24 protein-coding genes are annotated in these 26,079 nt (G+C 66.5%); 12 read left to right on the top strand and 12 right to left on the bottom strand.

The window, feature by feature from the left end:
* Nucleotides 1-67: 67 nt before the first annotated feature.
* From JQK15_RS12740 to JQK15_RS12730, 3 genes are all read left to right on the top strand, one after another.
* Complete coding sequence (locus JQK15_RS12740; RefSeq protein ID WP_214865908.1) at nucleotides 68-1,729, top strand: NAD+ synthase; 1,662 nt, start codon at nucleotides 68-70, stop codon at nucleotides 1,727-1,729.
* A gap of 95 nt (nucleotides 1,730-1,824) precedes the next feature.
* A complete protein-coding gene (gltX, locus tag JQK15_RS12735) occupies nucleotides 1,825-3,147 on the top strand; it encodes a glutamate--tRNA ligase (protein ID WP_214865906.1) in 1,323 nt (440 codons plus the stop codon).
* 15 nt (nucleotides 3,148-3,162) lie between these two features.
* Entirely contained in the window at nucleotides 3,163-3,693 is a 531-nt protein-coding gene (locus JQK15_RS12730; RefSeq protein ID WP_214865905.1) for a YcxB family protein, read from the top strand.
* Nucleotides 3,694-3,697: 4 nt separating this feature from the next.
* Here JQK15_RS12730 and JQK15_RS12725 read toward each other — a convergent pair whose 3' ends face one another.
* From JQK15_RS12725 to hemC, 4 genes are all read right to left on the bottom strand, one after another.
* Nucleotides 3,698-4,447: an esterase/lipase family protein gene (locus JQK15_RS12725; protein WP_214865902.1), complete on the bottom strand. Its 750-nt coding sequence runs from the start codon at nucleotides 4,445-4,447 to the stop codon at nucleotides 3,698-3,700.
* A gap of 111 nt (nucleotides 4,448-4,558) precedes the next feature.
* On the bottom strand, nucleotides 4,559-5,431 hold the full coding sequence (locus JQK15_RS12720) for a hypothetical protein (RefSeq protein WP_037510104.1): 873 nt from the start codon (nucleotides 5,429-5,431) through the stop codon (nucleotides 4,559-4,561).
* 28 nt (nucleotides 5,432-5,459) lie between these two features.
* Nucleotides 5,460-6,119, bottom strand: coding sequence for a uroporphyrinogen-III synthase (locus JQK15_RS12715; RefSeq protein WP_214865900.1), 660 nt, complete (start codon nucleotides 6,117-6,119; stop codon nucleotides 5,460-5,462).
* Nucleotides 6,116-7,042 (bottom strand): hydroxymethylbilane synthase, encoded by a 927-nt coding sequence (gene hemC, locus JQK15_RS12710; protein WP_125988614.1) that lies wholly within the window; start codon nucleotides 7,040-7,042, stop codon nucleotides 6,116-6,118. Before hemC ends, JQK15_RS12715 begins: the two co-directional genes overlap by 4 nt.
* Nucleotides 7,043-7,086: 44 nt before the next feature.
* Between hemC and tsaD the strand changes: the two genes are divergently transcribed.
* From tsaD to JQK15_RS12695, 3 genes are read left to right on the top strand one after another with little or no spacing between them, the layout of a single operon-like run.
* Nucleotides 7,087-8,121 (top strand): tRNA (adenosine(37)-N6)-threonylcarbamoyltransferase complex transferase subunit TsaD, encoded by a 1,035-nt coding sequence (gene tsaD, locus JQK15_RS12705; RefSeq protein ID WP_214865898.1) that lies wholly within the window; start codon nucleotides 7,087-7,089, stop codon nucleotides 8,119-8,121.
* Complete coding sequence (locus JQK15_RS12700) at nucleotides 8,118-9,089, top strand: NAD(P)H-dependent glycerol-3-phosphate dehydrogenase (RefSeq protein WP_214865896.1); 972 nt, start codon at nucleotides 8,118-8,120, stop codon at nucleotides 9,087-9,089. Before tsaD ends, JQK15_RS12700 begins: the two co-directional genes overlap by 4 nt.
* Before the next feature lie 33 nt (nucleotides 9,090-9,122).
* On the top strand, nucleotides 9,123-10,655 hold the full coding sequence (locus JQK15_RS12695; RefSeq protein WP_010338681.1) for a lipopolysaccharide biosynthesis protein: 1,533 nt from the start codon (nucleotides 9,123-9,125) through the stop codon (nucleotides 10,653-10,655).
* A 66-nt stretch (nucleotides 10,656-10,721) separates the two neighbouring features.
* On the opposite strand, the gene JQK15_RS12690 is transcribed toward JQK15_RS12695, so the two are convergent.
* Entirely contained in the window at nucleotides 10,722-11,720 is a 999-nt protein-coding gene (locus tag JQK15_RS12690) for an adenosine kinase (protein WP_214865894.1), read from the bottom strand.
* Between the two features lie 119 nt (nucleotides 11,721-11,839).
* Here JQK15_RS12690 and JQK15_RS12685 point away from each other — a divergent pair, with 119 nt between their 5' ends.
* Nucleotides 11,840-12,514 carry an EI24 domain-containing protein gene (locus JQK15_RS12685; protein ID WP_214865891.1) on the top strand — a complete coding sequence of 225 codons (675 nt, stop codon included), beginning with the start codon at nucleotides 11,840-11,842 and terminating at the stop codon, nucleotides 12,512-12,514.
* Complete coding sequence (locus tag JQK15_RS12680) at nucleotides 12,514-12,882, top strand: hypothetical protein (RefSeq protein WP_004208885.1); 369 nt, start codon at nucleotides 12,514-12,516, stop codon at nucleotides 12,880-12,882. The genes JQK15_RS12685 and JQK15_RS12680 overlap by 1 nt, the downstream gene beginning before the upstream one ends.
* Here JQK15_RS12680 and queG read toward each other — a convergent pair.
* Nucleotides 12,863-13,921 carry a tRNA epoxyqueuosine(34) reductase QueG gene (gene queG / locus JQK15_RS12675; RefSeq protein ID WP_214865889.1) on the bottom strand — a complete coding sequence of 353 codons (1,059 nt, stop codon included), beginning with the start codon at nucleotides 13,919-13,921 and terminating at the stop codon, nucleotides 12,863-12,865. The genes JQK15_RS12680 and queG overlap by 20 nt on opposite strands.
* Before the next feature lie 22 nt (nucleotides 13,922-13,943).
* Between queG and JQK15_RS12670 the strand changes: the two genes are divergently transcribed.
* Genes JQK15_RS12670 through msrB form a run of 3 tightly spaced genes read left to right on the top strand, consistent with a single transcriptional unit; the run spans nucleotide 13,944 to nucleotide 16,591 of the window.
* On the top strand, nucleotides 13,944-14,909 hold the full coding sequence (locus JQK15_RS12670; protein ID WP_214865887.1) for an ABC transporter ATP-binding protein: 966 nt from the start codon (nucleotides 13,944-13,946) through the stop codon (nucleotides 14,907-14,909).
* Nucleotides 14,906-16,096 (top strand): ABC transporter permease, encoded by a 1,191-nt coding sequence (locus tag JQK15_RS12665; protein WP_214865885.1) that lies wholly within the window; start codon nucleotides 14,906-14,908, stop codon nucleotides 16,094-16,096. The genes JQK15_RS12670 and JQK15_RS12665 overlap by 4 nt, the downstream gene beginning before the upstream one ends.
* A gap of 18 nt (nucleotides 16,097-16,114) precedes the next feature.
* Nucleotides 16,115-16,591 (top strand): peptide-methionine (R)-S-oxide reductase MsrB, encoded by a 477-nt coding sequence (gene msrB / locus JQK15_RS12660; protein ID WP_214865883.1) that lies wholly within the window; start codon nucleotides 16,115-16,117, stop codon nucleotides 16,589-16,591.
* Here the strand turns inward: msrB and JQK15_RS12655 are convergent.
* From JQK15_RS12655 to purH, 5 genes are all read right to left on the bottom strand, one after another.
* Complete coding sequence (locus JQK15_RS12655; RefSeq protein WP_214865881.1) at nucleotides 16,578-18,347, bottom strand: hypothetical protein; 1,770 nt, start codon at nucleotides 18,345-18,347, stop codon at nucleotides 16,578-16,580. The two genes, msrB and JQK15_RS12655, sit on opposite strands and share 14 nt — an antisense overlap.
* Entirely contained in the window at nucleotides 18,325-18,744 is a 420-nt protein-coding gene (locus tag JQK15_RS12650) for a GtrA family protein (RefSeq protein WP_214865879.1), read from the bottom strand. Before JQK15_RS12650 ends, JQK15_RS12655 begins: the two co-directional genes overlap by 23 nt.
* Nucleotides 18,745-18,748: 4 nt before the next feature.
* Nucleotides 18,749-20,275: an NAD(P)/FAD-dependent oxidoreductase gene (locus JQK15_RS12645; protein WP_214865877.1), complete on the bottom strand. Its 1,527-nt coding sequence runs from the start codon at nucleotides 20,273-20,275 to the stop codon at nucleotides 18,749-18,751.
* Between the two features lie 181 nt (nucleotides 20,276-20,456).
* Complete coding sequence (locus JQK15_RS12640) at nucleotides 20,457-20,789, bottom strand: UrcA family protein (protein ID WP_037522099.1); 333 nt, start codon at nucleotides 20,787-20,789, stop codon at nucleotides 20,457-20,459.
* Between the two features lie 228 nt (nucleotides 20,790-21,017).
* Nucleotides 21,018-22,610 carry a bifunctional phosphoribosylaminoimidazolecarboxamide formyltransferase/IMP cyclohydrolase gene (gene purH, locus JQK15_RS12635; protein ID WP_214865875.1) on the bottom strand — a complete coding sequence of 531 codons (1,593 nt, stop codon included), beginning with the start codon at nucleotides 22,608-22,610 and terminating at the stop codon, nucleotides 21,018-21,020.
* A gap of 159 nt (nucleotides 22,611-22,769) precedes the next feature.
* On the opposite strand from purH, the gene JQK15_RS12630 reads away from it, so the two are divergent.
* Entirely contained in the window at nucleotides 22,770-24,716 is a 1,947-nt protein-coding gene (locus tag JQK15_RS12630; RefSeq protein ID WP_214865873.1) for a S9 family peptidase, read from the top strand.
* Here the strand turns inward: JQK15_RS12630 and JQK15_RS12625 are convergent.
* Nucleotides 24,689-25,876, bottom strand: coding sequence for a glycosyltransferase family 87 protein (locus tag JQK15_RS12625; protein WP_214865871.1), 1,188 nt, complete (start codon nucleotides 25,874-25,876; stop codon nucleotides 24,689-24,691). The two genes, JQK15_RS12630 and JQK15_RS12625, sit on opposite strands and share 28 nt — an antisense overlap.
* Between the last annotated feature and the right edge of the window lie 203 nt (nucleotides 25,877-26,079).

The following is a 26,079-nucleotide window of genomic DNA, read 5'->3' as shown; positions in this document are numbered from 1 at the left end:
TTCGAAAATGCGGCATCGGAAAACAGAGCATTTTCGCAAATAGGCAAAATGCTCTAGGGCGCGGTGTATGACCGACAAACTCGTGATCGCGCTCGCCCAGATGACCCAGACGATGGGCGACCCCAGGGCCAATGCCGACGCCATGCTGGAATGGCGCGCCCGCGCCAAGGGCGCGGACCTGATCGTCTATCCCGAACTGCAACTGATCGGCTATCCGCCCGAGGATCTGGTGCTCAAGCCCGCGCTGCTCGACCAAGCCAATTATCATCTCGACCGGCTGGCGCAGGAAAGCGCCGATGGCGGCCCGGCGATGCTGGTCGGCACCGTCGTCGCCTCGCAGGGCGTGCTGTTCAATGTCGTCGCCCTGATCGAAAATGGCGCCGTCACTGCGATCCGCCAGAAGCGCGAACTGCCCAATTACGGCACCTTCGACGAAAAGCGCCTGTTCGCCCCCGGCCCGCTGCCCGCGCCGATCGATTTTCGCGGCGTGAAGATCGGCGTGCCTATCTGCGAGGATATCTGGTTCCCCTTCGTCACTGCCCATTTGCGGGCCGAGGGCGCGGAAATCCTCATCAGCCCCAATGGCAGCCCGTTCGAGGTCGACAAGGATGATCGCCGCCTGAACGTCGTCGCCGGCACCCGCGTGCGCGAAACCGGCCTGCCGCTCGTCTATCTCAACCGCGTCGGCGGCCAGGACGAACTGGTGTTCGACGGCGCCTCCTTCGTCATGAACGGCGACCTCTCCATCGCGCAGCAACTGCCCGACTGGGAGGAAAAGCTGGTGCTGACCCAGTGGGAGAAATGGGACGGCCAGTGGGTCTGCCTGCCCGGCGAGCGTCATGAACTCGATCCGCGCCCGGCCGACATCTATAATGCGATGGTGTTGGGCCTGCGCGACTATGTGAACCGCAACCGCTTCCCCGGCGTCGTCCTCGGCCTGTCGGGCGGCATCGATTCCGCTTTGTCCGCTGCCGTCGCGGTCGATGCGCTGGGCGCCGACCGGGTCTGGTGCGTGATGATGCCCTCGCGCTTCACCAGCCAGGAAAGCCTGGACGATGCGGTCGAATGCGCCCGCCTGCTCGGCGTCCGCTACGACACCATCCCGATCGAGCCGGCGGTTGCCGCCTTCGACACGATGCTGGCCCCGGTGTTCGAGGGCAAAGCGCGCGACCTCACCGAGGAAAATATCCAGTCGCGCATTCGCGGCCTCACCCTGATGGCGCTCTCCAACAAGTTCGGCCATATGCTGCTGACCACCGGTAACAAGAGCGAGATGTCGGTGGGCTATGCCACCATCTATGGCGACATGGCCGGCGGCTATTCGGTGCTGAAGGACGCGTACAAGACGACGGTGTTCGACCTCTGCCGCTGGCGCAACGACAATATGCCCTCGCTCGGCGAAGGCTTTGGCCCGGCCGGCCCGGTGATGCCCGAACGCGTCATCACCAAGCCGCCCAGCGCCGAACTGCGCGACAATCAGAAGGATGAGGACAGCCTGCCCCCCTATGAGGTGCTGGACCCGATCCTCTATGGCCTGGTCGAGGAGGAATTGTCGGTGGCCCAGCTGGTCGAGCGCGGCTTCGACAAGGCGGTCGTCACCCGGATCGAGCACCTGCTCTACATCGCCGAATATAAGCGCCGCCAGTCGCCGCCCGGCGTGAAGCTGGGCATCCGCAATTTCGGCCGCGACCGCCGCTACCCGATCACCAACGCCTTCCGCAGCGTATAAGTAACATCCGTTCGCCCTGAGCGAAGTCGAAGGGCAGGTTGAGCATGGCGAAGCCACTTCGTCCGCTCGGGGCGAACGGGTTTGGAAATAAAGATATGACCGTCATCACCCGCTTCGCCCCGTCGCCGACCGGCCATCTCCATGTCGGCAATATCCGCGCCGCGCTCCACAACTGGCTGTGGGCGCGCAAATCCGGCGGCCAGTTCCTGCTGCGCCTCGACGACACCGATCTGGAGCGCTCGCGCCCCGAATATGCGGACTCGATCAAGGCTGACCTGCGCTGGCTCGGCCTCGACTGGGACAGCGAGGAAAAACAGTCGGAACGCTTCGCCCTCTATGAGGAAAAATTCGAGGCACTGAAGGCCTCGGGCCATGTCTACCCCGCCTATGAAACCAGCCAAGAACTGGAGCTACGCCGCAAGATCCTGCTCGGCCGCGGCCTGCCGCCGGTCTATGATCGCGCCGCCCTGGCGCTGACCCCGGACCAGATCGCCGCTTATGAAGCCGAAGGGCGCACGCCGCACTGGCGCTTCAAGCTCGACCATGACCAGCCGATCGTCTGGACCGACCTCATCCGTGGCGAGCAGCGCTTCGACCCCAAATTGCTGTCCGACCCGGTGATCCGCCGCGCCGACGGCTCATGGCTCTACATGCTCCCCTCGGTGATCGACGATGTCGACATGGGCGTCACCCATGTGCTGCGCGGCGAGGATCATGTCTCCAACACCGCGACCCAGATCCAGATGTTCAGCGCGCTCGGCGCCCCGCTGCCGCAGTTCGCGCATGAGGCGCTGCTGACCGGCAGCGAGGGCAAGCTGTCGAAGCGTCTCGGCTCGCTCGGCGTCGCCCATTTCCGCGAGATCGGTCTGGAGCCGGCCGCGATCGCGTCGCTGCTCGCCCGCCTCGGCAGCTCGCAGCCGATCGAGCCCTTCGCCGACCGTGCGCCGCTGATCGAGACGTTCGACTTCGCCCATTTCGGCCGCGCCCCCGCCCGCTTCGATGAAGCCGAACTGGCCAGCCTCAACCAGAAGATCGTTCACGCGCTTCCTTATGAAGCGGTTGCCGACCGCCTGCCCGCGGGCATGGACGCCGCCGCCTGGGCCGCGATCCGCCCCAATCTGGAGACGGTCGCGGGCGCCGCCGACTGGTGGCAGATCGTCACCGGCCCGATCGACGGGCCGGAGGTAGCCGATGAAGACCGCGATTTCCTCGCCGCCGCCCATCGCATCCTGTCCGAGGCCGGCTTCGACGCCGACATCTGGCGCACGCTGACCGGCGCGCTCAAGGAAGAAACCGGCCGCAAGGGCAAGACCCTATTCCAACCCCTGCGCCGGGCGCTGACGGGCATGGACCACGGCCCCGACATGGGCCAGCTCCTGCCCCTGATCGGCCAGGAAGAGGCGTTGAAGCGGTTATAGCAGGAAAGGCAGGCAATGGCCGGGCAGATTAGTTTACATGCGACTGCGACGGATTTCGTCACCGCGTCCCGTGCCAATTATCTCCGCCAGTTGCGTTCGCGCCGCTTCCTTGGGCGCCTGATGTTCATATCTGTCGTTGCAGTATTGTTGATGACTGGCCTGTTTCTGTTTTTGGGTGAAGGATGGTGGGATTCACTGTTCGATGGTCTCTATATGGCCCTCATCGTTGTGGCCGGAATCCTGCTATTTCTCGGGCTGACATTTCTGCTTCTTCCCCGCCGGGTGCGTCGGCTCTTTCACCAGAGCAAATCGCAGCATGGTGAAATACGGTCCGATTGGTCGGATGACGGCTGCGTCTGGCACAGGACTGGCGGCGAGCAACATTATGCGTGGACCGACTATCATCGCTGGTTCGTCGCGCGGGGCTGTTATCTCTTCTACCTGAACGACCAGCTTTACCAGTTCGTCCCCCGTCATCTGCTCAACGCCGAACAGGATGCCGATCTGCACGATACGCTGATGAAGAGTGGCCTGCGGCGTTACTGACCGCTCAGGCGGCCATCATCTCCAGCGCCTTGCCGACGGCCAAGATCCCCTCCGGCGCGGCGGCGAAGCCCATATGCGTGCAATCGACCTCGATCGCGCGGTCACGCTCGCCGGCGCGGCCTCGGGCGCATTCGGGCAGGATCACGCCGTCGCGCTGCGACCAGAGCGCCACGGTCGGCACCGGCGGCTTTTCCTCGCGGGTGCAGGGGAAGGGTGGCGTGTCGACCGGGAAGCCCGACACCAGCTGATAGAGGCGCCAGGCATGGTTGGCGCGCGGATCGCCGGAAAAGGGCGTGCCCATCGTCACCACGCCGCCGACCTTGGACTGAGCGAACTTGGCATATTCGCGAGCATAAAGGCCGCCCAGGCTCCAGCCGACCAGCGTCACCGGCTTGCCGCTTGTCCGGCGGATCGCATCGACGCGGGCGTCGATCTTCTCCAGCGTATCGGCGCGCGGCCCGAAATTGCGGCCCATGTCCCAGCCATGCGCCTGATAGCCCGCCGCGTTCAGGATCGCGCGCAGCGGCTCCATCCGATGTTCCGACGCCATCAGGCCGGGCACCAGCAATATATGCCGCCCGTCGCCGCGAATCGCGCGGCTCAGTTGTTCGGCCTGGGCCTTGGTCCGGTTGATGTCGAACGGCACCGACGCATTGCCCAGCAGATGCGACAGCGACGGGCGCGCGGACGCGCGCGGACCGCTGGCGAGGCGGCCCTTCCAGAAGCTGGCAATGGCATCGGCATAGGGTGGCACGAGAGACTCTGTCCTGAACCGGGCGGAAAAGGTGACATTCTCGTGACAAACGCAGGGTGCGTCCATGGGTTTCATCGCAAGCGATGAACGGTATGTCTCAGGAAATGAAGCTCAGGGAGCGAGGGGCGATGTCTGCGCGACGCTGGCGCCCTCGGTCGTGCGCAACTGGCGCGGCTCCAATATCGCCGCTGTCTCGATCAGGTCGAGCGCCCGGCGCGCCTCCAGATAGCGGCGGGCATATTGCATCCAGCGATCGGCCGCAGCGCGATCGGGCATGCGCTCTACCTCGGCCAGCGCCGCGCCGACGCGGCTGGCGTCGATATAGCGCAGCGCCCGCTGCATCGCCATTTGCGGCCGCGGCGAGGGGGTGGAGGATTTGCGGATGATGATCAGCTCGCGGGCCTCATGCTCGAAGCTGTCCCACCAGCTGGCATCGGCCGGCGGGGACGTGACGCGATCGGCGACATCGACCAGGCCGGCGCGCAGGTCGGCCAGCGTCACCGGCTCGCGCGCGGCATTGATGATGGTGGCGACGGCGCGGGGCTGGGCCTGGCCGAAGCGCAGCCGCAACTGCCCCTCGACATAGCCGAGCGGGGCGCCGGTATCGAGCGCGCGGCGGGCGGCAAAGGCGACCAGCAGCCCTTCGGCGCGCGCGGCATTGCCCGACGCGGCCTGCGCCTCGACGGTGATGCGGTTGAGCCGCTCCTCCAGCTGGATCACGCGGGCGTCGAGCATCTGCGCGGCATCCGCCGTCAGCGGCCGGCCCGACGGGATGGCGTTGCTGCCCAGCAGCGGCGCGGGCAGGGCGGGCGTCGCCGTCTCGTCCTGGCCCCAGCGCCGTTCGATCTGCGGCATCGCCCAGATGGTGACGCCGATGCCGATCAGAAACGCGAACAGCAGCAGCACGGGCGTCAGCCAGGATGTGCGTCGGCGCGCGGGCGGCGGCGTTTCCTGCTGAATTTCCACACTCTCCTGCTCGTTCATCAAGTCTCTCTCGTTTGCGACCGCGGTTTCATTCGCACAATCGACGGGCGAGGGCCAGTACCGCCGCATCATTGGGTGCGTCGGCGGCCTGCGCGCTGCCCCATCCGCTGCCGCAGGCGGCAAGCGCCGCCGGACTTATCGCCACGACGTCGCACGCTGCGCGCTGATTTTCGGGGAATATCTCCGCCAGCCGGGCGCCGGCCGCCGCAGAATGGACCAGCAGCACGCCGCCGCGCAGGTCCAGCGGATCGCAGGGCAGGGGCATCATCCGATAGACCGGAATGCGCGTCACCCGCAGCGGCCCCGCGTCCATCGGCGCCACCGCCTCTCCCGACAGGTGCAGCAGCGTGCGGTGCCCGTCGGCCGCGATCCGCACAGCGATCGCGCTGGCATCGCCATCCCCGGCGACCGGCTCAGCAAAACCCGCCGCCCGCAGCGCCTCGGCCGTCGCCGCGCCCACAGCATAGGTCGGCAAGGAGCGATAGGCCTGCAGCGCGAAGCCGCCGAATCGCACCGTCTGCGCGCTCGTCACCAGCAGTGCGTCGAAATCCCCGGCGGGTGGCGGCGTCCAGGCCAGCGCCTCGGCCGCGAACAGCGGACACAGCCGCACCGCCAGCCCCATGGCCATCGCCTTGTCCGCCGTCCTGCCGGCGCCGGGCGCGGGCCGCAGGATGATGAGCGGTCTCACCCCTCGAACAGGCTGCGCAGCGCCGGGCTCGCTCGTTCCAGCAGGCCCCGGCCGATCGCCTCGGCCGCGTCGAAATCGCCGCGCGCCAGCCGTGCCTCGTCCCGCACCGTCTCGTCCCCTTCCGGGCTGATGATCTCGGCGCGCAGGTGGATCTGTCCGCCCTCCAGCAGCGCGAGGGCGGCGATCGGCGAATGGCATGTGCCGCCCAGGCCCCGCAGCACCGCGCGTTCAGCCATCACGCAATCGAATGTGTCGCGATGGTTGATCGCCGCCAGCCAGCCCCGCATGGCGTCATTGTCGGCCAGCGTCTCGATGCCGACCGCCCCCTGCGACGGCGCCGGCAACATGGTGTCGACCTCGACCGTGGCGCCAATGTCCGCCTGGCCCAGCCGGTCGAGCCCGGCGGCGGCGAGCAAAGTCGCATGGGCCTCGCCGGCTTCCAGCTTGGCCAGCCGGGTGGCAACATTGCCGCGGAACAGGATGATCTGCGCATCGGGGCGCAGTCGCTTCACCTGCGCGGCGCGGCGCGGCGAACTGGTGCCGACGATCGGCTGCGGCGGCAGCGCGGCAAAATTTTCCGCGCCGACCAGCCGGTCGCGCACATCGGCGCGCGGCAGCATCGCGGCAATGCGGATCGCATCGGGTCGGATCGTCTCGACATCCTTCATGCTGTGGACGGCGCAATCGATCTCGCCCTCTGCCAGCGCCCGGTCCAGCTCCTTGGTCCACAGCGCTTTTCCGCCGATTTCCGCCAGCGCCCGGTCTTGGATCCGGTCGCCGCTGGTCTGGACGATGACGGTGGTGATGGCGTCCTGATCCCAGCCATGGGCGTCGCGCAGCGCCTGCGCGGTCATATGGGCCTGAGCCAGCGCAAGCGGCGATCCCCTGGTGCCAAGGCGCAACGGTCGTTCGGGTCTTTTCATAAGCGGCTTGCTCTAATGGCCACGGGCACTAGATGGAAGCGGCAATGACCATCATCCTCGGCCTGGAATCAAGCTGCGACGAAACCGCGGCGGCGCTGGTGACGGCTGACGGGCAGATATTGGCCCATCGCCTCGCCACGCAGGAAGACGCGCACCGCCCCTATGGCGGCGTCGTGCCCGAAATCGCGGCCCGCGCCCATGTCGAGGCTTTGGCCCCGCTGGTCGAGGCGGCACTGGCCGACGCAAAGATGACGCTGGCCGATGTCGATGTCATCGCTGCCACCGCCGGCCCCGGCCTGATCGGCGGCGTGATGGTCGGCCTTGTCACTGGCAAGGCGCTCGCCCATGCCAGCGGCAAGCCGCTGGTCGCGGTCAATCATCTGGAGGGGCATGCGCTCTCGCCGCGCCTCGCCGACCAGAATCTTCAATTCCCTTATCTGCTCCTGCTGGTATCGGGTGGCCATTGCCAGCTGCTCAGGGTGGAGGGCGTCGGCCAATATCGCCGCCTCGCCACCACGATCGACGATGCTGCCGGCGAAGCCTTCGACAAGACCGCCAAGCTGCTCGGCCTCGGCTTCCCCGGCGGCCCGGCGGTGGAAAAGGCGGCGGCCAAGGGCAACCCCCGCGCCGTGCCGCTGCCGCGCCCGCTGGTCGGCACCGAAGAACCCCATTTCTCCTTTGCGGGCCTCAAGAGCGCGGTGATGCGCGCCGCCCAGTCGGGCCAATATACCGTCGAGGATATCGCTGCCAGTTTCCAGCAGGCGGTGATCGACTGCCTGCTCGATCGCACCCGCCGCGCGCTCGCCGCGAGTGAAGGCGTGACCGCGCTGGTCGTCGCCGGCGGCGTCGCCGCCAACCAGTCGGTGCGCGGCGCGCTCACTGCGCTGGCCGGGGACCATGGCCTGCCCTTCGTCGCGCCGCCCTTGTGGCTCTGCACCGACAATGCGGCGATGATCGCCTGGGCCGGCGCGGAGCGCTATGCTGCGGGCATGACCGACGATCTGACCATCCCCGCCCGGCCGCGCTGGCCGCTCGATCCAACGGCGGAAAAGGCGCGTGGAGCAGGAGTGAAGGCATGAAGGCGGGAGTCATCGGAGCAGGCGCCTGGGGCACCGCGCTGGCGCAATTGCTGGCGGCCGACGGGCAGGATGTGAGCCTCTGGGCGCTGGAAGCCGATGTGGTCGATGCGATCAACGGCGCCCATGAAAATCCGCTCTATCTGCCCGGCCTGCCGCTCTCGCCCTCGATCCGAGCGACCGGTGTCCTGTCGGACCTGGCTGATCGCGACCTGATTCTGGTGGTCAGCCCGGCCCAGCATCTGCGCAGCGTCGTGGCGCAGGCGCCGGCCGGCGTGCCGTTGGTCCTCTGTTCCAAGGGGATAGAGGCGGGCACCGGCCTGTTGATGTCGGAAGTCGCGGCGCAGGCGCAGCCAAGCTCGCCGATCGCTGTCCTCTCCGGCCCGACCTTCGCCCATGAAGTGGCAAAGGGCCTGCCGACCGCCGTCACCTTCGCCTGCGCCGACCAGGCGCTGGCCGAAAAGCTGGCGGCGCGCATCGCCCGGCCGACCTTCCGCCCCTATCTGTCGGACGATGTCGTCGGCGCGGAAATCGGCGGCGCGGTCAAGAATGTGCTCGCCATCGCCTGCGGCGTGTCGGAAGGTGCCGGCCTTGGCCTCAATGCGCGCGCATCGCTCATCAGCCGGGGTTTTGCCGAAATGACCCGCTTCGGCCTGGCGCGTGGCGCCCGTGTCGAAACGCTGGGCGGCCTGTCGGGGCTGGGCGATCTCGTCCTCACCTGTTCCTCCACCAATTCGCGCAACTTCTCGCTCGGCAAGGGGCTGGGCGAGGGGCAGAGCGCCGCCGACCTCCTCTCCAACCGTCGCACCGTGGCCGAAGGCGCGCATACCGCGCCGGTGCTGCGCGATGCAGCCCGCGCGGCCGGCGTCGAAATGCCGGTGGTGGAAGCTGTCTGCGCCCTGCTTGCCGACGCCGCACCATTGGCACAGGTCATCGACGCGCTGCTGGCGCGCCCGCTGCGGCCTGAATAAGCATCGCCGCGACACAATAGATCGCCTATAGACATGAGCATGACAATCGAGGGGGACCAGGGTCCTGTGACCGCGCAGGCGACCCCTGCCGAACAGAAGGATGACATCGCCGCCCTGGCCAAGGGCGGACGGACCAACGTCTTCGGCTTCCTGCTGCGCCTGGCTGCGCGCCTGCCTTTCCTGTTCATCGCCGGCCGCTGGTATGGCGCTGACGCGCTGGGGCGCTTCGCCTATGCCGTGCTGGTGGTGGAGTTCGTCGCCCAGATCGCGACGCTCGGGTTGAAGCGGGGCCTTGCCGGTGCGCTCGCCCAGACCGAACGGCCGCACAGCCATGTCGTGACCGACGCGATGGTGGTGACGCTGATCGCATCGCTGCTGGGGGCCGGCCTGTTGATCGCCTTCCCCCAGGCGATGTTCCCCAATAGCGGCATCAACGGGCTCGACCGGTTGCTGGCGCTGATCGTCATCGCCGTTGCGACCTCCGACGTTGCGCTTGCCGCCTGCGCCTATCGCTTCGACATCGGCGCCACGGTCCGCGCGCGCTCGATCATTGAACCCTGGGCGATCAGCATCGGCGCCTTCGGTTTCGCTTATTATTCGCTGCGCGACGGCCTGATCCTCTCCTATGTCGTGTCGATGGTCGCGGCGATGATCGCCTCGATCATCCCGATGTGGCGTCATTATGGCCGGCCGCATGGCTGGCGTCCCGATGCCGGGCGGCTCTGGCGCCTCGCCCGTCGCAACCTGCCGCTCGCCGCGGCGGACGGTGTCGAATGGGGCTCGCGTCGGCTCGACATGGCGATCCTGGGCCTGTTCGTCAGCCCGGCGATCGTCGGCATCTATTATGTCGCGCAGCAGGTCGCCTCGCTGCCACAGAAATTGAAGACCAGCTTCGACCCGATCCTGGGCCCGGTCATCACCCGCAACTTGGCGGAGGGCAATCTGGCGGCGATCGCGCGCCAGGTCAGCCAGGTCGGCTTCTGGATCATCGCGGCGCAGGCCGGCATCGCCCTTGCGCTTGGCATTCCGGGCGAGGCCGTCATGGGCCTGGTCGGTCCGCATTTCGTCGGCGGCACCGGTGCGTTGGCCTTCCTGTTGCTCGCCGAAGTGGTCGCCGCGACCGCCGTCGTCAGCGAATCCGCGCTGGTCTATATCGCCCGCCACCGCAACCTGATGATCTCGCTCAGCATGATCGCGTTGCAGGCGGCGCTCAGCTTCGGTTTGATCCTGCTCGGCAAGCGGTTCGGCCTCACGCCGCAGGAACTGGCCGCCGCGCCCGCTCTGGGCCTCTGCATCGCGCTCGGCGCCGGCGCCTTCGTCAAGGCGCGGCTGCTCTCCAGCCTGCTCCACGCCCGCGTCAATGCCTGGCGCTGGCCGCTGCTCAGCGCCTCGGGCGTCGCCTGCATCGTTGGCGCGGCCTTCGTCGCCCTGCCGGCGCGCTTCGAATGGGTCGAGCTGGCGGTCGGCGTCTGGGCGATCCTGGGCGCCTATGGCTTCGTCATCTGGCGCTGGGGCTTCGGCCCGGACGACCGCGCCCTGTTCCGCAAGCAAAAGAACCCGGCCTGATCCGCCCCATAAAAAAGCCCGCCTCTCGACCGGAGAGGCGGGCTTTTTTGTCAGTGTCTGTCGCGATCAGGCGAACAGCTTGGCGCGGATCAGGTTCAGATCTTCCTCGGGACGCGCGCCCCAGTGCGAAATGACTTCGGCGGCGGCCGCCGCACCCAGCGCCAGGCAATCCTCGACGCTACGCTCTTCCAGATGCGCGGCCAGATAGCCGGCGGCGAACAGGTCGCCTGCACCGGTGGTGTCGATGATCTGGCTGACGGGCGCAGCCGGGGCTTCGTGACGCACGCCATCGACGATGGCGACCGCGCCCTTTTCGCTGCGGGTCGACACCAGCACCGGCACCTTGTCGGCGAAGCGGGCCAGCGCTGCATCGAAATCATCGACCTGCGCCAGCGACTGGATTTCGCCCTCGTTCGAGAAGAGGATGTCGATCAGCCCCTGTTCGATCAGGTCGATGAAGTCGGCGCGATGGCGGTCGATCACGAAATTGTCGGACAGGGTGAAGGCGACCTTGCGGCCGGCATTGCGGGCGGCGTCGATCGCGGCGCGCATCGCGGCGCGCGGCTGCTCGGGATCCCACAGATAGCCTTCCAGATACAGGATGCGGGCCGACTGGATCAGCTCAAGGTCCAGCGCCGCTTCGGGCAGGAACTGCGAGGCGCCCAGGAAGGTGTTCATGGTGCGCTGCGCGTCCGGCGTCACCAGGATCAGGCAGCGGGCGGTCGGGATGTCGCCCTGCATCACCGGCGTGTCGAACTTGATGCCCAGCGCGCGCACGTCATGGGCGAACACCGCGCCCAGCTGGTCGTCATTGACCTGGCCGATGAAGCCGCACTTGGTGCCCAGCGCGGCGAGGCCGGCCAGCGTGTTGGCGGCCGAACCGCCGCTGATTTCCTTGGCCTGGGGCATGTCGGCATAAAGGGTCTCGGCCATTTCGGCGTCGATCAGCTGCATGCCGCCCTTGGTCAGCGCATGCTGCGCTAGAAATGCGTCGTCGCTGCGGGCCAGAACGTCGACAATGGCATTGCCGATCGCGACAACGTCAAGCGTGGGGGAAGAAGTCACGCGGGCTCCTGTGAAAGATGATGGGAAAATAGCGGTAAATTGGGCCGTCTCTACCGGTCCGGGGGCGCTGGCGCAACGCTGCTGATTGACGGAGCCGCCGGGGCGCAGGATATCGGGCCATGATCATCACCGCGGCGCTGCGCGCCTTCCCCCTGATCTTCCACGCCGCCGCCCGCCGGCTGCTGGTCAAGACGCTGGCGCTGACCCTGTTGCTCTTCGCCCTGCTGGGCGTCGGCCTATGGGCGGCCTTTCACGCCACGCGCCTGCATTTCGGCTGGGGCGAGGGCGACGGTTGGGGCGGCATGGCGGAGGCGGCTGCTACCGGCCTTGCCATGATCGCGGCCAGTTGGCTGCTGTTCCGCACCATCGCCATGCTGGTCATGGGCCTGTTCGCCGACGATGTGATCGAGGCGGTGGAGCGCGATACTTATCCACAGGCTGTGGGCCGGCCGGTCGGCTTCACCCGCAGCCTCCATTATGCGCTGCGATCGGTCGGCCGCACGCTCGGCTGGAACCTGCTGGCGCTCCCCGGCTATGTGCTGCTGCTGGTGACGGGGATCGGCACGATCGGGCTGTTCCTGGCGGTGAACGCCTATCTGCTCGGCCGCGACCTTGCCGACATGGTCGAGCCGCGCCACCCCGGCCTGCCGCCTATCGGCCGTGGCAACCGGTGGCTCATGGGCCTCGTTTCGGCGCTTCTCTTCCTCATTCCCCTGGTCAACCTGCTTGCGCCGATCTGGAGCGCAGCTATGGCGGTCCACATGTTGCTAGGGTCCAAGAGGAAGCCGGTCTGATGTCGCCCCGTTTCGCGCTCGCCGCGCTCCTGTCGCTGCCGCTTGCGGCCTGTGGCGGCGTCGTCCCGCCCGCCACCAGCTATACCCCGCCGCCCGCCGGTCCGCCGGCCAGCGCCTTCACCAAGACCGGTCCGCTGATGGGCATGGACGCCAAACGCCTGACCCAGATGTTCGGCACGCCGCGCCTCGACATTCGCGAAACGACCGTGCGCAAGCTGCAATTCGCCAATGGTCGTTGCGTGCTCGACGCCTATCTCTATTCGCCCGGCAAGGGGAAGGAGCCGGTGGTGACCCATGTCGATGCCCGCACGCCCGCCGGCACCGATGTCGACCACGCTTCCTGCGCGGCTACGCTCCAGCAGCGCTGAGTAATTGGCCTAGCGCCCATTCGGCCGCTTCCGCCACCACCGGATCGGGATCGGAGGTCAGCGGCCGCAGCCGGTCGACCAGCCGCAGGTCGCCGCTATTGCCCGCCGCGATCGCCGCATTGCGCACCATCCGGTCGCGCCCGATCCGCTTGATCGGCGACCCGGAAAAAATTTCGCGAAAGCCCGCATCGTCCAGGTCCAGCAGGTCGCCCAGCGCCGGCGCCGCCAGCTCCGCCCGGCCGATGAAGGCGCGGTTGGCCGCCGCCCCCTGCGCAAACTTGTTCCAGGGGCAGGCCGCCAGGCAATCGTCGCAGCCATAGATGCGGTTGCCCATCCTTGCCCGGAACTCCTCCGGGATCGGCCCCTTATGCTCGATCGTCAGGTACGAGATGCAGCGCCGCGCATCGACGATATAGGGCGCGGGAAAGGCATCGGTCGGGCAGGATGACAGGCAGGCCGTGCAACTGCCGCAATGGTCCACCTCCGGTGGATCGGGCTCCAGCGCGATCTCGGTATAGATGGCGCCCAGGAACAGCCAGCTGCCATGCTGGCGGCTCACCAGATTGCTGTGCTTGCCCTGCCAGCCCAGCCCCGCGCCCTGCGCCAGCGGCTTTTCCATCACGGGTGCGGTATCGACGAATACCTTGAGCGCGGTCGGCTGCTGATCGACCAGCCAGCGGGCCAGCGCCTTCAGTGCCTTCTTGACCACATCATGATAGTCGCGACCCTGCGCATAGACGGAAATGCGGCCCCGATCGCCGACCTCGGCCAACGCGAGCGGATCACGGCCGGGGGCATAGCTCATCCCTAGCATGATGACGCTGCGCGCCTGCGGCCACAGGCCTGTGGGCGATCCGCGCTGCTCGGCCCGCTCCTCCATCCACAACATGTCGCCATGATGGCCGGCCTCCAGCCATTGGCGCAGCCGCTCGGCCGTGCGCGGCGCGGCGTCGGCGCGCGCGATCGCACAGGCGGCAAAGCCCAGCTGCGCGGCCTGCGCTTTCAGGCGCTGCTCCAATGTTTCGTTTTGCACTGGCATGGTCCGGGATTATCAGGGGCGGATGATCGGTGACACTCCGGCTCCTGCCGCCCCCTATGCCGTCGAAGGCCATGCTCTTGTCAAGGCGTTCGGCGATTTTCGCGCGGTGGATGGCGTCGACATCGCCGTGCCCGCCGGCACCATCTATGGCATTTTGGGGCCGAACGGCGCGGGCAAGACGACCTTGCTGCGCACCCTGCTCGGCATCATCGACCCTGACGAGGGCCACCGCACCCTGCTGGGCGATGGCGCGCCGCTGCGCATGGCCAAGCAGGTCGGTTATCTGCCCGAGGAACGCGGCCTCTACCCGTCGATGAAGGCCTATGAGGCGATCGCCTTCATGGGCGCGTTGCGCGGCCTGCCGCTCCATGTCGGGCGTGAACGGGCGCGCGCCATGCTGCAGGACTATGGCATGGGCGCCTCGGTCGAAAAGCCGATCCGCCAGCTCTCCAAGGGCATGGCTCAGACGGTGCAATTGTTCGGCACCATCGTCCATGAACCGCGTCTCATCGTCCTCGACGAGCCCTTCTCCGGCCTCGACGCGATGAATCAGGAAAAGCTGGAGGCGCTGATCCGCGATCAGGCGCGCAAGGGCGTAACCATCCTCTTTTCCACCCATGTCATCGCCCATGCCGAACGATTGTGCGAACGCATCGCCATCGTCGCTGGCGGCCGCATCCGGTTTGAAGGATCGGTCAGCGACGCGCGCGACCGTCTGCCGCCCCAGGTGACATTGCGCACGCGGCTGAGCGACGGCGCCTGGCGCCGTGCCTTGCCGACCGATACGCTGGCACAGGATGGCGCCTGGCATTTCGCGCTGCCCGATGACGGCATCGAACCGCTGCTGCGCGCCCTGCTCGATGGACAGGCCGGCATTGAAAGCCTGTCGATCGAACGGCCGGGCCTGCATGACGCCTTCGTCGCGATCGCGGGGGAGGCTGCTGCGCGCCAGATGCGCGATGACGCCACGCAGGAGGTCGAGGCATGAAGGAATTGCTGCGCGCCGCCAGTGTCATCGCCCGGCGGGATTTCACCGCCGTCGTCCTGTCGCGCACCTTCATCCTGTTCTTGATCGGGCCGCTGGTGCCGATCGTCATCGGCATGGTCTTCGCCGGTTTCACCCAGAAGATTTCCAGCACCGACCTGCGCCCGGTCGTTGGCATTGCCATGGCGCCGGCCGATGTTGGCGCGCTCGAACGGGCCCACAAGCGCCTGACCGAACGCATGGGGCCGCAGGAGCTGCCGCGGCTTCACGCCGTCTCGCCTGATACCCCGCCGCGTATCTTGCTGGCCCGACCGGAATCGGACGTCGTCGCCATTCTCTCGGGCACGGTGTCGCGCCCGACCCTGACCGGCAAGCCGGAGGATCTGGACAAGTTGCAGGGCGATCTCAGCCTGATCGCCAGCGCGGCGCAGGCCGAAAAGGTGCTGCACATGGTCAAGGTCGAACGGCAGGAAGTGGCGACAAGCCTCGGCGCCCAGTCGCAGGCCCGTCTGCTGATCGGCCGCACCGGCCAGATCGTCATCTTCTTCCTCACCATCTTGCTGGCGGGCATGATCCTGTCCAATCTGGTCGAGGAAAAGACGAACAAGATCATCGAGATATTGGCCGCCGCCGTGCCGGTCGACGCGATCTTCCTCGGCAAGCTTATCGCCATGCTGGGGATGAGCTTCGTCGGCATCGCCTTCTGGGGCGCCACCGCCTTCACCATCTTCATGGCGTTGAAGGCGCCCGGCACGGTCCTGCCCGATCCGGCGGTGGGCTGGCCCGCCTTCATCGCGCTCGGCATCATCTATTTCGCTATGGCCTATACGCTGCTCGGCTCGCTGTTCCTGGGCATCGGCGCACAGGCGGCGACCGTGCGCGAGGTGCAGACGCTCAACATGCCGATCACCATGGGCCAGATGATGATCTTCTTCTTTGTCTCCTACACGGTCGACCATATGGGATCGCCGCTGGAAGTGGCGTCGGTGGTCTTTCCCTTCTCCTCGCCCTTCGCGATGATCGCGCGGGCGGCGCAGGATGCGGCGCTCTGGCCGCATCTGGTGGCGATCCTGTGGCAGGGCGTCTGGGTCGCCCTCATCATCCGCATCGGCGTACTGCTGTTCCGCCGCCATGTGCTCAAATCCGGCGGCCGCTGGTGGAAGCAGTTGTTCAGGAGCTCGACAGGCTGAACAGGCTAGGGAGGGATAATGAACCGGCGGCATTTTCTCTATGGCGTCGCAACCGGCGCCTCTGCACTGGCCCTGTGGCAATTCCGCCCCGACGCGGCGGAGGCCGCCTATCCCTATCGCCTGACCGACGCGCAATGGCGCAACAAGCTCAGCCCCTGGGCCTATAAGGTGCTGCGCCAGGGCGCGACCGAATTTCCCGACAGCAGCCCGCTCAACCGCGAACATCGCGCCGGCACCTTCACCTGCGCCGGCTGCGCGCAAAATCTGTTCAGTTCGAAGACCAAGTTCGACAGCGGCACCGGCTGGCCCAGCTTCTATGCGCCCTTACCCCGCGCCATTGGCACGTCGCGCGACTTCAGCCTGGGCGTGTCCCGGACCGAAGTCCATTGCGCCCGCTGCGGCGGGCATCTGGGCCATGTGTTCGATGACGGGCCCAAGCCCACGGGCCTGCGCTACTGCATGAACGGCGTGGCGCTGGCCTTCAGTCCCGTTTGACCTTGTAGATGCGCAGCGGCCCCTTGGTGGGCAGCGGCTGCAGCCAGTCGGGCACATTGCCTCGCGTCAGTTGCGCCGACAGGCTCTGAGGACGCTCCTTGGCATAGAGCGCATATTCGGTCAGGCCCGTGCAGGTCACGACATAGTCGGCGCCCCGCCCTCCATTGACCGACCGGATCACCGCGCGCGCCTTGTCCGGCGTCGCCATATAGCCCTCGATCACGGCGGTAATGCCGGCAGCATTGCGATGATGGGCGGTGCCGATCACGCGGTGCGGCGTCTGCACCAATATGTCGGGGCCAAGGTCCAGCGGTGCGAACAGGGTGGATGGGGGCAGGGCGTGCAGTGGCGCGAGCGTGGCGGCGGCCCGGCAATTGACGGCGCTCGTCTTGGCCGACGGGGCTTCGGGGATCAGGGCAATCCACAATGCACTGATCCCGGCGGGAGTCAGCAGAATCAGCGCTACCGACCCCAGGACGCGCACCAGCGCCTGCGATGATGTTTGTACCTTGCGGAACAGGGCGATCAGCAACCAGGCGACACCGGGCAGGGCATAGACATGGGCCACCGACACGGCGCGCATCACCAGCAGCGACACTGCCATCGCCCCCAGCAGCAACAGGCCCAGCGCCAACCAGCGCATGCGTGCATCCCTGTTGGCGACCAGGCGAGCGGCGGACAAGGTCCCTGCCAGCCCGACCAGCGCGGGCAACAGGATGACGCCGCGCAGTGACAGGCTTTGCACCCAGATCGGCCGGCCTTCCATCACTTGCAGATACCAATATTTATAGGCCAGCGGCCCGAGCGCCTGGAACGGATCGCCTGACAGACAGGGGCCACCGATCGCCAGCAGGATCGCGATGGCGGCCCCGCCGCCGATCGCGGCGATCAGGAAGCGCCGGGTCATGTTGCCGGTCCCGATCAGTGTGCCGGCCAGCGACACCAGCACGGCCAGCGCGACGAGCGGCCAGACATAGGCGGCCGACAGCGCGTCGCATTGGTCATGCAGCAAGGCCGCCTGTCCGCGCAGCAAGGCCAGCAGCGCAAGCGCCGCGCCGCCCAGCGTCGCCGCAAAGGCGGTGAAGCGCGACGCTTCCCGGCCGTCGAGCCATTGGCGCAGCGCAAACAGTCCGGCGAACAGCGCGACATAGGGCAGGGCTTCACTCGAAATCTGCAACCAGACCGCCAGCGCCAGCGCGCTCGTCACGCCGCCACGCACCCGGCTGCTATCCAGCGCGCCGGCCAGCGCGATCGTCGCCATCCAGATCTGCCAGCCATGATGGTCGATCCGCAGCGGCGTGAACTGCACCAGGATCGATGGTGTCGTCAGCAGCAGGGCTGTGGTGATGAGGGCCGGAACAGGATCGCCAAGTCGCCGGGCGGCCAGATACACGGCGGCGGTCAACCCGCCCAGCAACAGCAGCGGCACGGTGATGCAGGCGACCAGCTCAGCGGTCGCAGGCCCCAATAGCGGCCGCGCCAGCAGGATCATCCCTGCCACCGGCATGTCGACGATGCGCGACCAGTGCATCGGTCCGCCCAGCGGCGGATTCACCCGATGCTGGCTGACATCCCAGAAGCCCTGTCCGCCGATCCAGTCCCGCACCTGCACCAGCCGCATGGCATCATCGGGGTCGCGAAAGCCCAGCGCGGCGAAATCGCCATGGAACAGCCACAGCATGACCGCGCTGCACGCCAGCCAGGCGAGCAGGATCAGCCAGCGGCCATGACGCTCAACTACGCGCAAAAATGCCATATTTGCGGATCGCATAGACGCTCAGGAAACTGGCCGGCACCGATATCAGCTTGGCGATCGTCGGGGCAATGCCGACGGCGCTCAGCCCGCCAACCATGGCCATGGTGATGCCCATGCCAACCAGCGCACTGGCCACGAAGCCGAACCGCTGGGCGTGACTGGGGCCGGCGCCCGTGTCGAACACGAAGCGGATGCTGATCACCCAATGCACGACCAGGCCGATCGCATAGCCGCCAAAGGCTGCCAGCATCGGCGTTGTACCGGCCCGGCTCAGCATCAGGAAGGCCGCCATGTCGCTCGACAGCGCGCAGATGCTGGCCAGCAGGTAGCGGGCGAACATGAAGCGCGTGGCGATGGCGCCCAGCCGGGCGGTCAGGGCGCGCAACGGTTCGCCCATCGGCTCATGCGGCCTTCAGGCGGGAAGGCACCAGTCGTTCGCTGGCAAGGGCGGCGCGCTGTCCTTCGACATCCTGTCCCTCCTCGCCCGATTCATGATATTCGGCATCCTCGTTGACGCCCCAGACGTCATAGACGCGGGTGCCGGCCTCGATGTTGCGCACTGTCAACATCGCCGTCATCATCGCATGATCCTGGTTGTTATAGCGGTGCATGCCGTTGCGGCCGACCAGATGGAGCGTCGGGGCGACGGCTTCCAGCTCGGTGCGCATCGCCAGCACATGGTCGGCATAGGCATCGTCATAGACCGGATAGGCCTTTTCCTGCCGCACCACCGCGCCGCCGACGACATCGTCGGGATTGCACAGGCCCAATATGGCCATTTCCTTCTTGGCCAGGTCGATCAGGTCGGCGTCGGCCGACGCCCACAGCCCGTCGCCCTCGAAGCAGAAATATTCCAGGCCCACGCAAGCGACCGATTCATCGGGCACCATTTCGGGCGACCAGCTGCGGAAATTCTGGATGCGGCCGACCTGCACCTTGCTGTCGTGGATATAGATCCAGTTGTCGGGGAACAGATCCTCCGACTTGATCATCAGCGCCACGGTCAGGAAATCGCGATATTTGAGCTCCATTGCCTCGGGCAGGGTTTCGGGCAGCGGATGGATGCGCGCGGCCAGCTCACGCATCGGCGCGGACGAAATCACATGGGCGGCGTTGATGATGACATCGCCGTCCGGGCCGTCCGCCACCACGCGCCAGCGCTCCGTGCCCTGATCCTGCGCCAGCTGCTTCAGGCTGTGCGCCATCAATATCTGGTTGCCGCCCTCGATCACCCGATCGCGCGCGGCTTCCCACATCATGCCGGGGCCAAGGCGCGGATAGCGGAAGGTTTCCAGCAGAGTCTTGGTCGCCATGCCGTCATTGGGCTTCTTGTTGAGGCCGAGGCTCCGCTTCAGCCCATCGACCACCGCACCCCAGAGCGACAGGCCCTTGATCCGCTGCGCCGCCCAGTCGGCCGACATCTCGTCGCAGGGCATGCCCCAGACCTTTTCCGTATAGGTCTTGAAGAAGATCGAGAAGAGCTTGTGGCCGAACGCGTTGACGGTCCAGTCCTGGAAGGAACGGACATTGCGGTTCGGGAACAGCCTGGCCTTGGCGAAGCTCGCCATGCACAGGGTCGAACGCCAGATGCCCAGATTCCACAGCGCCTCGAACGCGCGCAGGGGATAGGAGTAGAATTTCCCCTCATAATAGATGCGGCTCATGCGCGGGCGCTGGATGAAATCGTCCGGCAGGATCTCGTTCCACAGGTCGACCACTTCCTTCGACTTGGAAAAGAAGCGGTGGCCGCCAATGTCGAATCGATAGCCATCCAGCTCGACCGTGCGGCTGATGCCGCCGACATAGACCGGGTCTTTCTCGATGACGGTGACGGAAAAGCCTTTTTTCGTCAGCAGATAGGCGGCGGTGAGGCCGGCCGGGCCTGCCCCGATGATGGCGACGTCCACACTCTGGTCGACACGCGACATGCTCTATATCCCCTGGATGGTCCTTCGTGTCTCGCTGAGTGAAGGAAATCCTCTAAGGAGTGGTTAATCGCCGGTAAGCATGAAGTGGTTGCCGACATGACAAAGGGCCGCTCCGCATGTGCGGAACGGCCCCCTGCAGTCCCCGTGACGGGGAAGGCTTCCCTTGCGGGATGGGTGAAGATCAGCCCTGGCGCTGGGCCAGCGCATTGAGGTCGCTGCGTGCGCCGTCCAGAGCGCTGCCGACACAGTCGCGATAGTCGGGGGTCGCCGGCAGGATCGATCCGTTGACCCAGCCACACACCTGCTTGGCGGCGCGGCTGATGCGATAATCGGCGCGGCGCAGGCCATTGTTGCTGGCCAGGTTCAGGTCGGCCACCGATACGGCGATGGTGCGGGTGGTGAGGCCGGTGGTGCCGTCAACGACGACTTCGTTGTTGCTGTTGCCGGCGATAGCCATGCCAGGCAGCGCAAGGGCCAGGGTGGCGGCCATCGCCACCAGCGTCTTCTTGGTCATCCTATTCTCCTGTCGAACATGCTTTTTCTTATGTCGTGCCCAACGCCTGACGTGGGTGCGGGGTCGTCATCCTAGATAGGATTGCCCGGTGACATTGAAAAGAGGCCAATTGCCAGAAAATGGCAGTTTTCTGCGATTTTGCGGGTGCGAACAGGATCGTTTCGCACCCGCATAAACCTGATCGAAATATTGTCCCGACGCGCCATCTAGCGCGTTGGGAAACAAGCCTTAATGGCGGAAGTGACGCATGCCGGTGAAGACCATCGCCAGGCCCGCTTCGTCTGCTGCGGCAATGACTTCCTCGTCACGGATCGAGCCGCCCGGCTGGATCACCGCCGTCGCGCCGGCTTCGACCGCCGCCAGCAGGCCATCGGCGAAGGGGAAGAAGGCGTCGGAAGCGACCGCCGAACCGATGGTGCGCGGCTCGCTCCAGCCCGCCTTCTCGGCGGCGTCCTTGGCCTTCCAGGCGGCGATGCGCGCCGATTCCAGGCGGTTCATCTGACCCGCGCCGACGCCGGCGGTGCTGCCGCCCTTGGCATAGACGATCGCGTTCGACTTCACATGCTTGGCCACGGTCCAGGCGAACAGGCAGTCCTTCAGTTCCTGCTCGGTCGGCGCGCGCTTGGTCACGACCTTGAGGGCATCGCGGTCGACCTTGCCATTGTCGCGGCTCTGGACCAGCAGGCCGCCGGCAATGCTCTTGACCATCAGGCCGGGGCGGGCCGGATCGGGCAGTTCGCCGGTCAGCAGCAGGCGCAGATTCTTCTTCTTGGCAAAGATCGCCTTGGCTTCGTCATCGGCGTCGGGTGCGGCGACGACTTCGGTGAAGATGCCGCTGATCGCTTCGGCGGTCGGGCCGTCGAGCGGACGGTTGACGGCGATGATGCCGCCGAATGCCGACACGCTGTCACAGGCGAGCGCCGCTTCATAGGCTTCGATCAGCGTCTCGCCGGTGGCGACGCCGCACGGATTGGCATGCTTCACGATGACGACGGTCGGCGGGCCGTCGCGGAATTCGCTGACCAGCTCCAGCGCCGCATCGGCGTCGTTATAATTATTGTAGCTCAGTTCCTTGCCCTGGATCTGCTTGGCCTGGGCGATGCCGTTGGCGGTCGGGCCGTTGGGCAGGTAGAGCGCCGCCGACTGGTGCGGGTTCTCGCCATAGCGCAGCGTGGTGCTGAGCTTGCTCGACAGCGACAGGCTTTCGGGGAAGGCGACGCCCTGGTCGGCAAAGGCGAACCAGCTGGCGATCATCGAATCATAGGCGGCGGTGGCGGCATAGGCCTTGGCCGCCAGCATCCGGCGGAAATCATAGCTGGTGGCGCCGCCCTTCTCGGCCATTTCGGCGATCAGGCGGGCATAGTCGGCCGGATCGGTGACGATCGCGACGCTCTCATGATTCTTCGCAGCCGAACGGACCATCGACGGGCCACCGATGTCGATATTCTCGATGATCTCGTCGCGGTCGGCGCCCTTGGCCACGGTCGCGGCGAACGGGTAGAGGTTGACGATCACCAGATCGATCGCGCCGATTTCATGCTCGTCCATCGACGCGACATGCTCGGGGTTGCCCCGCACCGCCAGCAGGCCGCCATGGACCTTGGGGTGCAGCGTCTTGACGCGGCCGTCCATCATTTCGGGGAAGCCGGTCAGCTCGGAAATATCCTTCACGGCCAGGCCCGCCTCGCGCAGTGCCTTGGCGGTGCCGCCGGTCGACACCAGTTCGACGCCATGCTGGCCCAGTGCCTGGCCCAGTTCGATGAGGCCGGTCTTGTCCGATACGGAAAGGAGGGCGCGCTTGATGGTGACGTCGGTGGTCATGGGGATGCTTCCTGCTGTTCGGGATGCCGCTTCAGGCTTGCCGCAGCCCTCTAGTCGCGCGCGGCGCAAAAATACAGTCCTCACGCGCAGGGAATTTCCCGATCTTGCGGGCTTTTGCTGCTACTGTATTGTGATTGCATAACAGTTGGGGGATCTGACATGCGCTATCTGCTCGCCGCCACCGCCTTGCCCTTGCTTGCCGCCTTCCCGGTGCTGGCGCAAATTCCGACGCCGGAACGGGCAGTTACCGATCCCAAGAGCCTGACCTCGCCCGTCAATCCCGACGCCCGCGCCGTGCCGCTCGCCGACATCGGCGCTTCGCGCAGCCTGTCTAGCGCGGCGTGGAGCGCCGACGGCAAACAGATTTTCGTCGCCACCAACCTCACCGGCCGCACCAATATCTGGCGCACCGACACCGCCGGCAGCTGGCCGGTGCAGCTCACCCAGTCGGATGACGCCCAGACCGGCCTCGCCGCCTCGGCCGATGGCCGCTACCTGCTGTTCCAGCAGGATGTCGGCGGCAATGAATATAGCGACATCTACCGCGTGCCGGTGAACGGCGGCGCGGTCGAGAATCTCACCAACACGCCCGACCGGCGCGAAAGCGACCTGCTGGTCGGCCCCAGCGGCGGGCTGGTCGCGCTCGTCACCAAGCTCAAGACGCAGGGCCAGTCCAATGTCGCGGTGATGGACGGGGCGGGCAGGGTGCGCGACCTGACGCACGAGGCCGACCCGCAGTTCAGCTGGTCACCGGTCGCCTGGGTCGCGGATGGCAAGGCGCTGATCGCCAACCGCATGCGGACCGATTCCAAGGTCAGCGAAATCTGGCGCATCGACGTCGCCAGTGGCAAGGCGGCGAAATTGCTCGGCAAGGCCGACACGGTCTATGCCGCGACCGATGCGAGTGCGGACGGCCAATGGATCGCCGTCTCCACCGATGAAGGCAGCGGCCAGATTCATGGCGGCCTGCTCGAAGCCGCCACCGGCAAATGGCGCTGGCTCAAATCCACGCCCTGGGAACAGGTGCCGGCCAGCTTCACCCGCGATGGCAGGGCGCTCATCTTCCGCATCAACGCCGACGCGCGCAGCACCCTCTATCGCATCGACCTGGCGAGCGGCGCCGAAACCCCGCTCGCCATCCCGCCGGGCGTCAATTATCTGGTCGGCAGCGAGCCGCGCTCGCCCGACGGCACCATGCTGATGCTCAACCATTCGGGCGCCGATTCGCCGGCGAACCTCTATCTCTATGACCTTGCAGCCGGCGCTGCGCGTCCCGCGACACAGCTTGCCATCGCCAGCCTCCAGCCCGCCGCGCTGCCCAAGTCGGATGTCGTCACCTACAAGAGCTTCGACGGTACGCTGATCAGCGCGATCGTGACCATGCCCGCCAATCTCAAGCGCGACGGCAGCAACTCCGCCATCGTCCTGCCCCATGGCGGCCCCACCGGTCAGGCGCAGGATGGTTACAGCCGCTACGCCACCGCCTTCGCCAGCCGCGGCTATGTCGTGATCCAGCCCAATTTCCGCGGCTCGACCGGCTATGGTAAGGCGTTCCAGGACGGCAATGTCAAGGATCTGGGCGGCGCCGACCTCAAGGACACGGTCGCGGCCAAGCATTTCCTGGTCGATAGCGGCTATGTCGATGCCAAGCGGGTCGGCATCTTCGGCGGCAGCTATGGCGGCTTCATGACCCTGATGGCGATCGGCCGGGCGCCCGACGAGTTCGCCGCCGCCGTCCAGTGGTTCGGCATCATCAACTGGCGCACCATGTATCGCGACCAGGATGAGGAGCTGAAGGCTTATCAGCGTAGCCTGCTGGGCACGCCCGACAGCGATCCCCAGGTCTATGATGCCGCCTCGCCGCTCACCTATATCCGCGCGGCGAAGGCGCCGTTGCTGACCATCCAGGGCGAAAACGACATTCGCGTGCCACGCGGCCAGGCGCAGGAGGTGCATGACATCCTCAAGGCGAAGGGCAATGTGGTGGAAACGATCTTCTACCCGGCCGAGGGCCATGGCTTCCAGAAGAAGGAGAATCAGCTCGACTCGCTGACCCGCACCGTCGCCTGGTTCGACACTTATCTGAAGCCGTCGTCCGCCAGATAGGGCGTGCGGCGCAGGCTGGCGCCCAGCAGCGCCGGCCACAAGGCCAAAGCGCCCAACGCGACACCGCTCATCAGCGCCAGCGGTGCGGCGAACAAGGGCATCGCCAGCAATAGCGCCATCCGCCCGCGCAACTGCGCTGTCGCCTGTGGCCACAGCCATAGCGCGGCGAGCAGCGCCATCACGCAATCATAGTCGCTGACATAGAGCGACCCTGCCAGCACGCCGAGCACCAGCAGTGCCTTGGCCCGCGCCGTCGGCCCCTCGCGGTGCCAGACCCGCAGCACCAGCAGGGCGACGGTCAGGCTGGCGATCGCCTGCGCGGCATAGGACAGCGGGATCGGTGCGCCGCCGTGCCGGACCAGCACGAAGATGGACAACATCCGGTGCCAGGTGCCGTCGCCATGTTCCAGGATCACGCTCTTGAGCAGGCTGCCCTGTTGCACATAGGCGATCCAGGCATCGATCCCGAACAGCGGCAGGGTGATGAGGATCAGCGCCAGCGCCATGCCTATGAACGCGGCCAGCGCCCGATATTGCCGCCCGGCGAGCAAGGCGAGCGGGATCAGCCAGCCCAGTTGCGGCTTCACCACGAACAGCGCCAGGATCATGCCCGCCACCGCCGGCCGTTCGCGCAGCAGGATCAGGCCCCAGCCGATTATGGCCGCCGTCCAGCAGCCATTCTGGCCGCCCATCGCATTGATGAACACCGCCGGCACCGCCAGCGCGACCAGCAGCCACTGCGCCGGCGCCAGTCGCCGCACCGCCAGCGCGAAGGTGCCCCATCCCAGCAATTGCCAGGCAGCCCAGGCCAGCGGATAGGGCAGCAGGCCGAAAGGGGCGGAGATCAGCCACATCACCGGCGGATAGCTATAATGATAGAGGTCGATGGGCGCGCCGGCGATCCCGGTCTCGAACGCATGGAAAGCGGCCAGATCATAGATGATGCCGGCCTGTCCCGTCACCGCCAGATGCGCGCCGGACCAGAAATTCAGGAAATCCTCGCCAAAAGGATGGCCGGCGCCATCGGTCATGCCCTGGCGCAGCTGTCGGGCGAGGTAGGCCAGGAACAGCACGCCCGCGACCACGCACCAGATATACGCAATCCGCCGCAACTGCGCGGTCGGGATCGATCCCATCCGGTCGTAAAGCCCCGCCATCATGCGGACTGCCTAGGATGAAAGAATGAAGATCGGATTAGGCTTAAGGGAGGGAGACGCTAGCGGCCCGGCCGCTGAAAGTGGCCGGGCCTGAGAGCGAGGTCGTTGATTGGTAGCAAACGGGCCTCGGGTCGCCCCTCTTGCATGCGCCCTTGTCCGGGCCGTTCATAGGAAAAAACGGACATCGATAGCCGGCTGAACAATAG

The organism is Sphingobium sp. BHU LFT2, assembly GCF_018604485.1.
In the GTDB taxonomy this organism is placed as follows: Bacteria; Pseudomonadota; Alphaproteobacteria; order Sphingomonadales; family Sphingomonadaceae; genus Sphingobium; species Sphingobium yanoikuyae_A.
The sequence above is the reverse complement of the archived record's forward strand: the minus strand, read 5'-3'. Positions and strand labels throughout refer to the sequence as shown.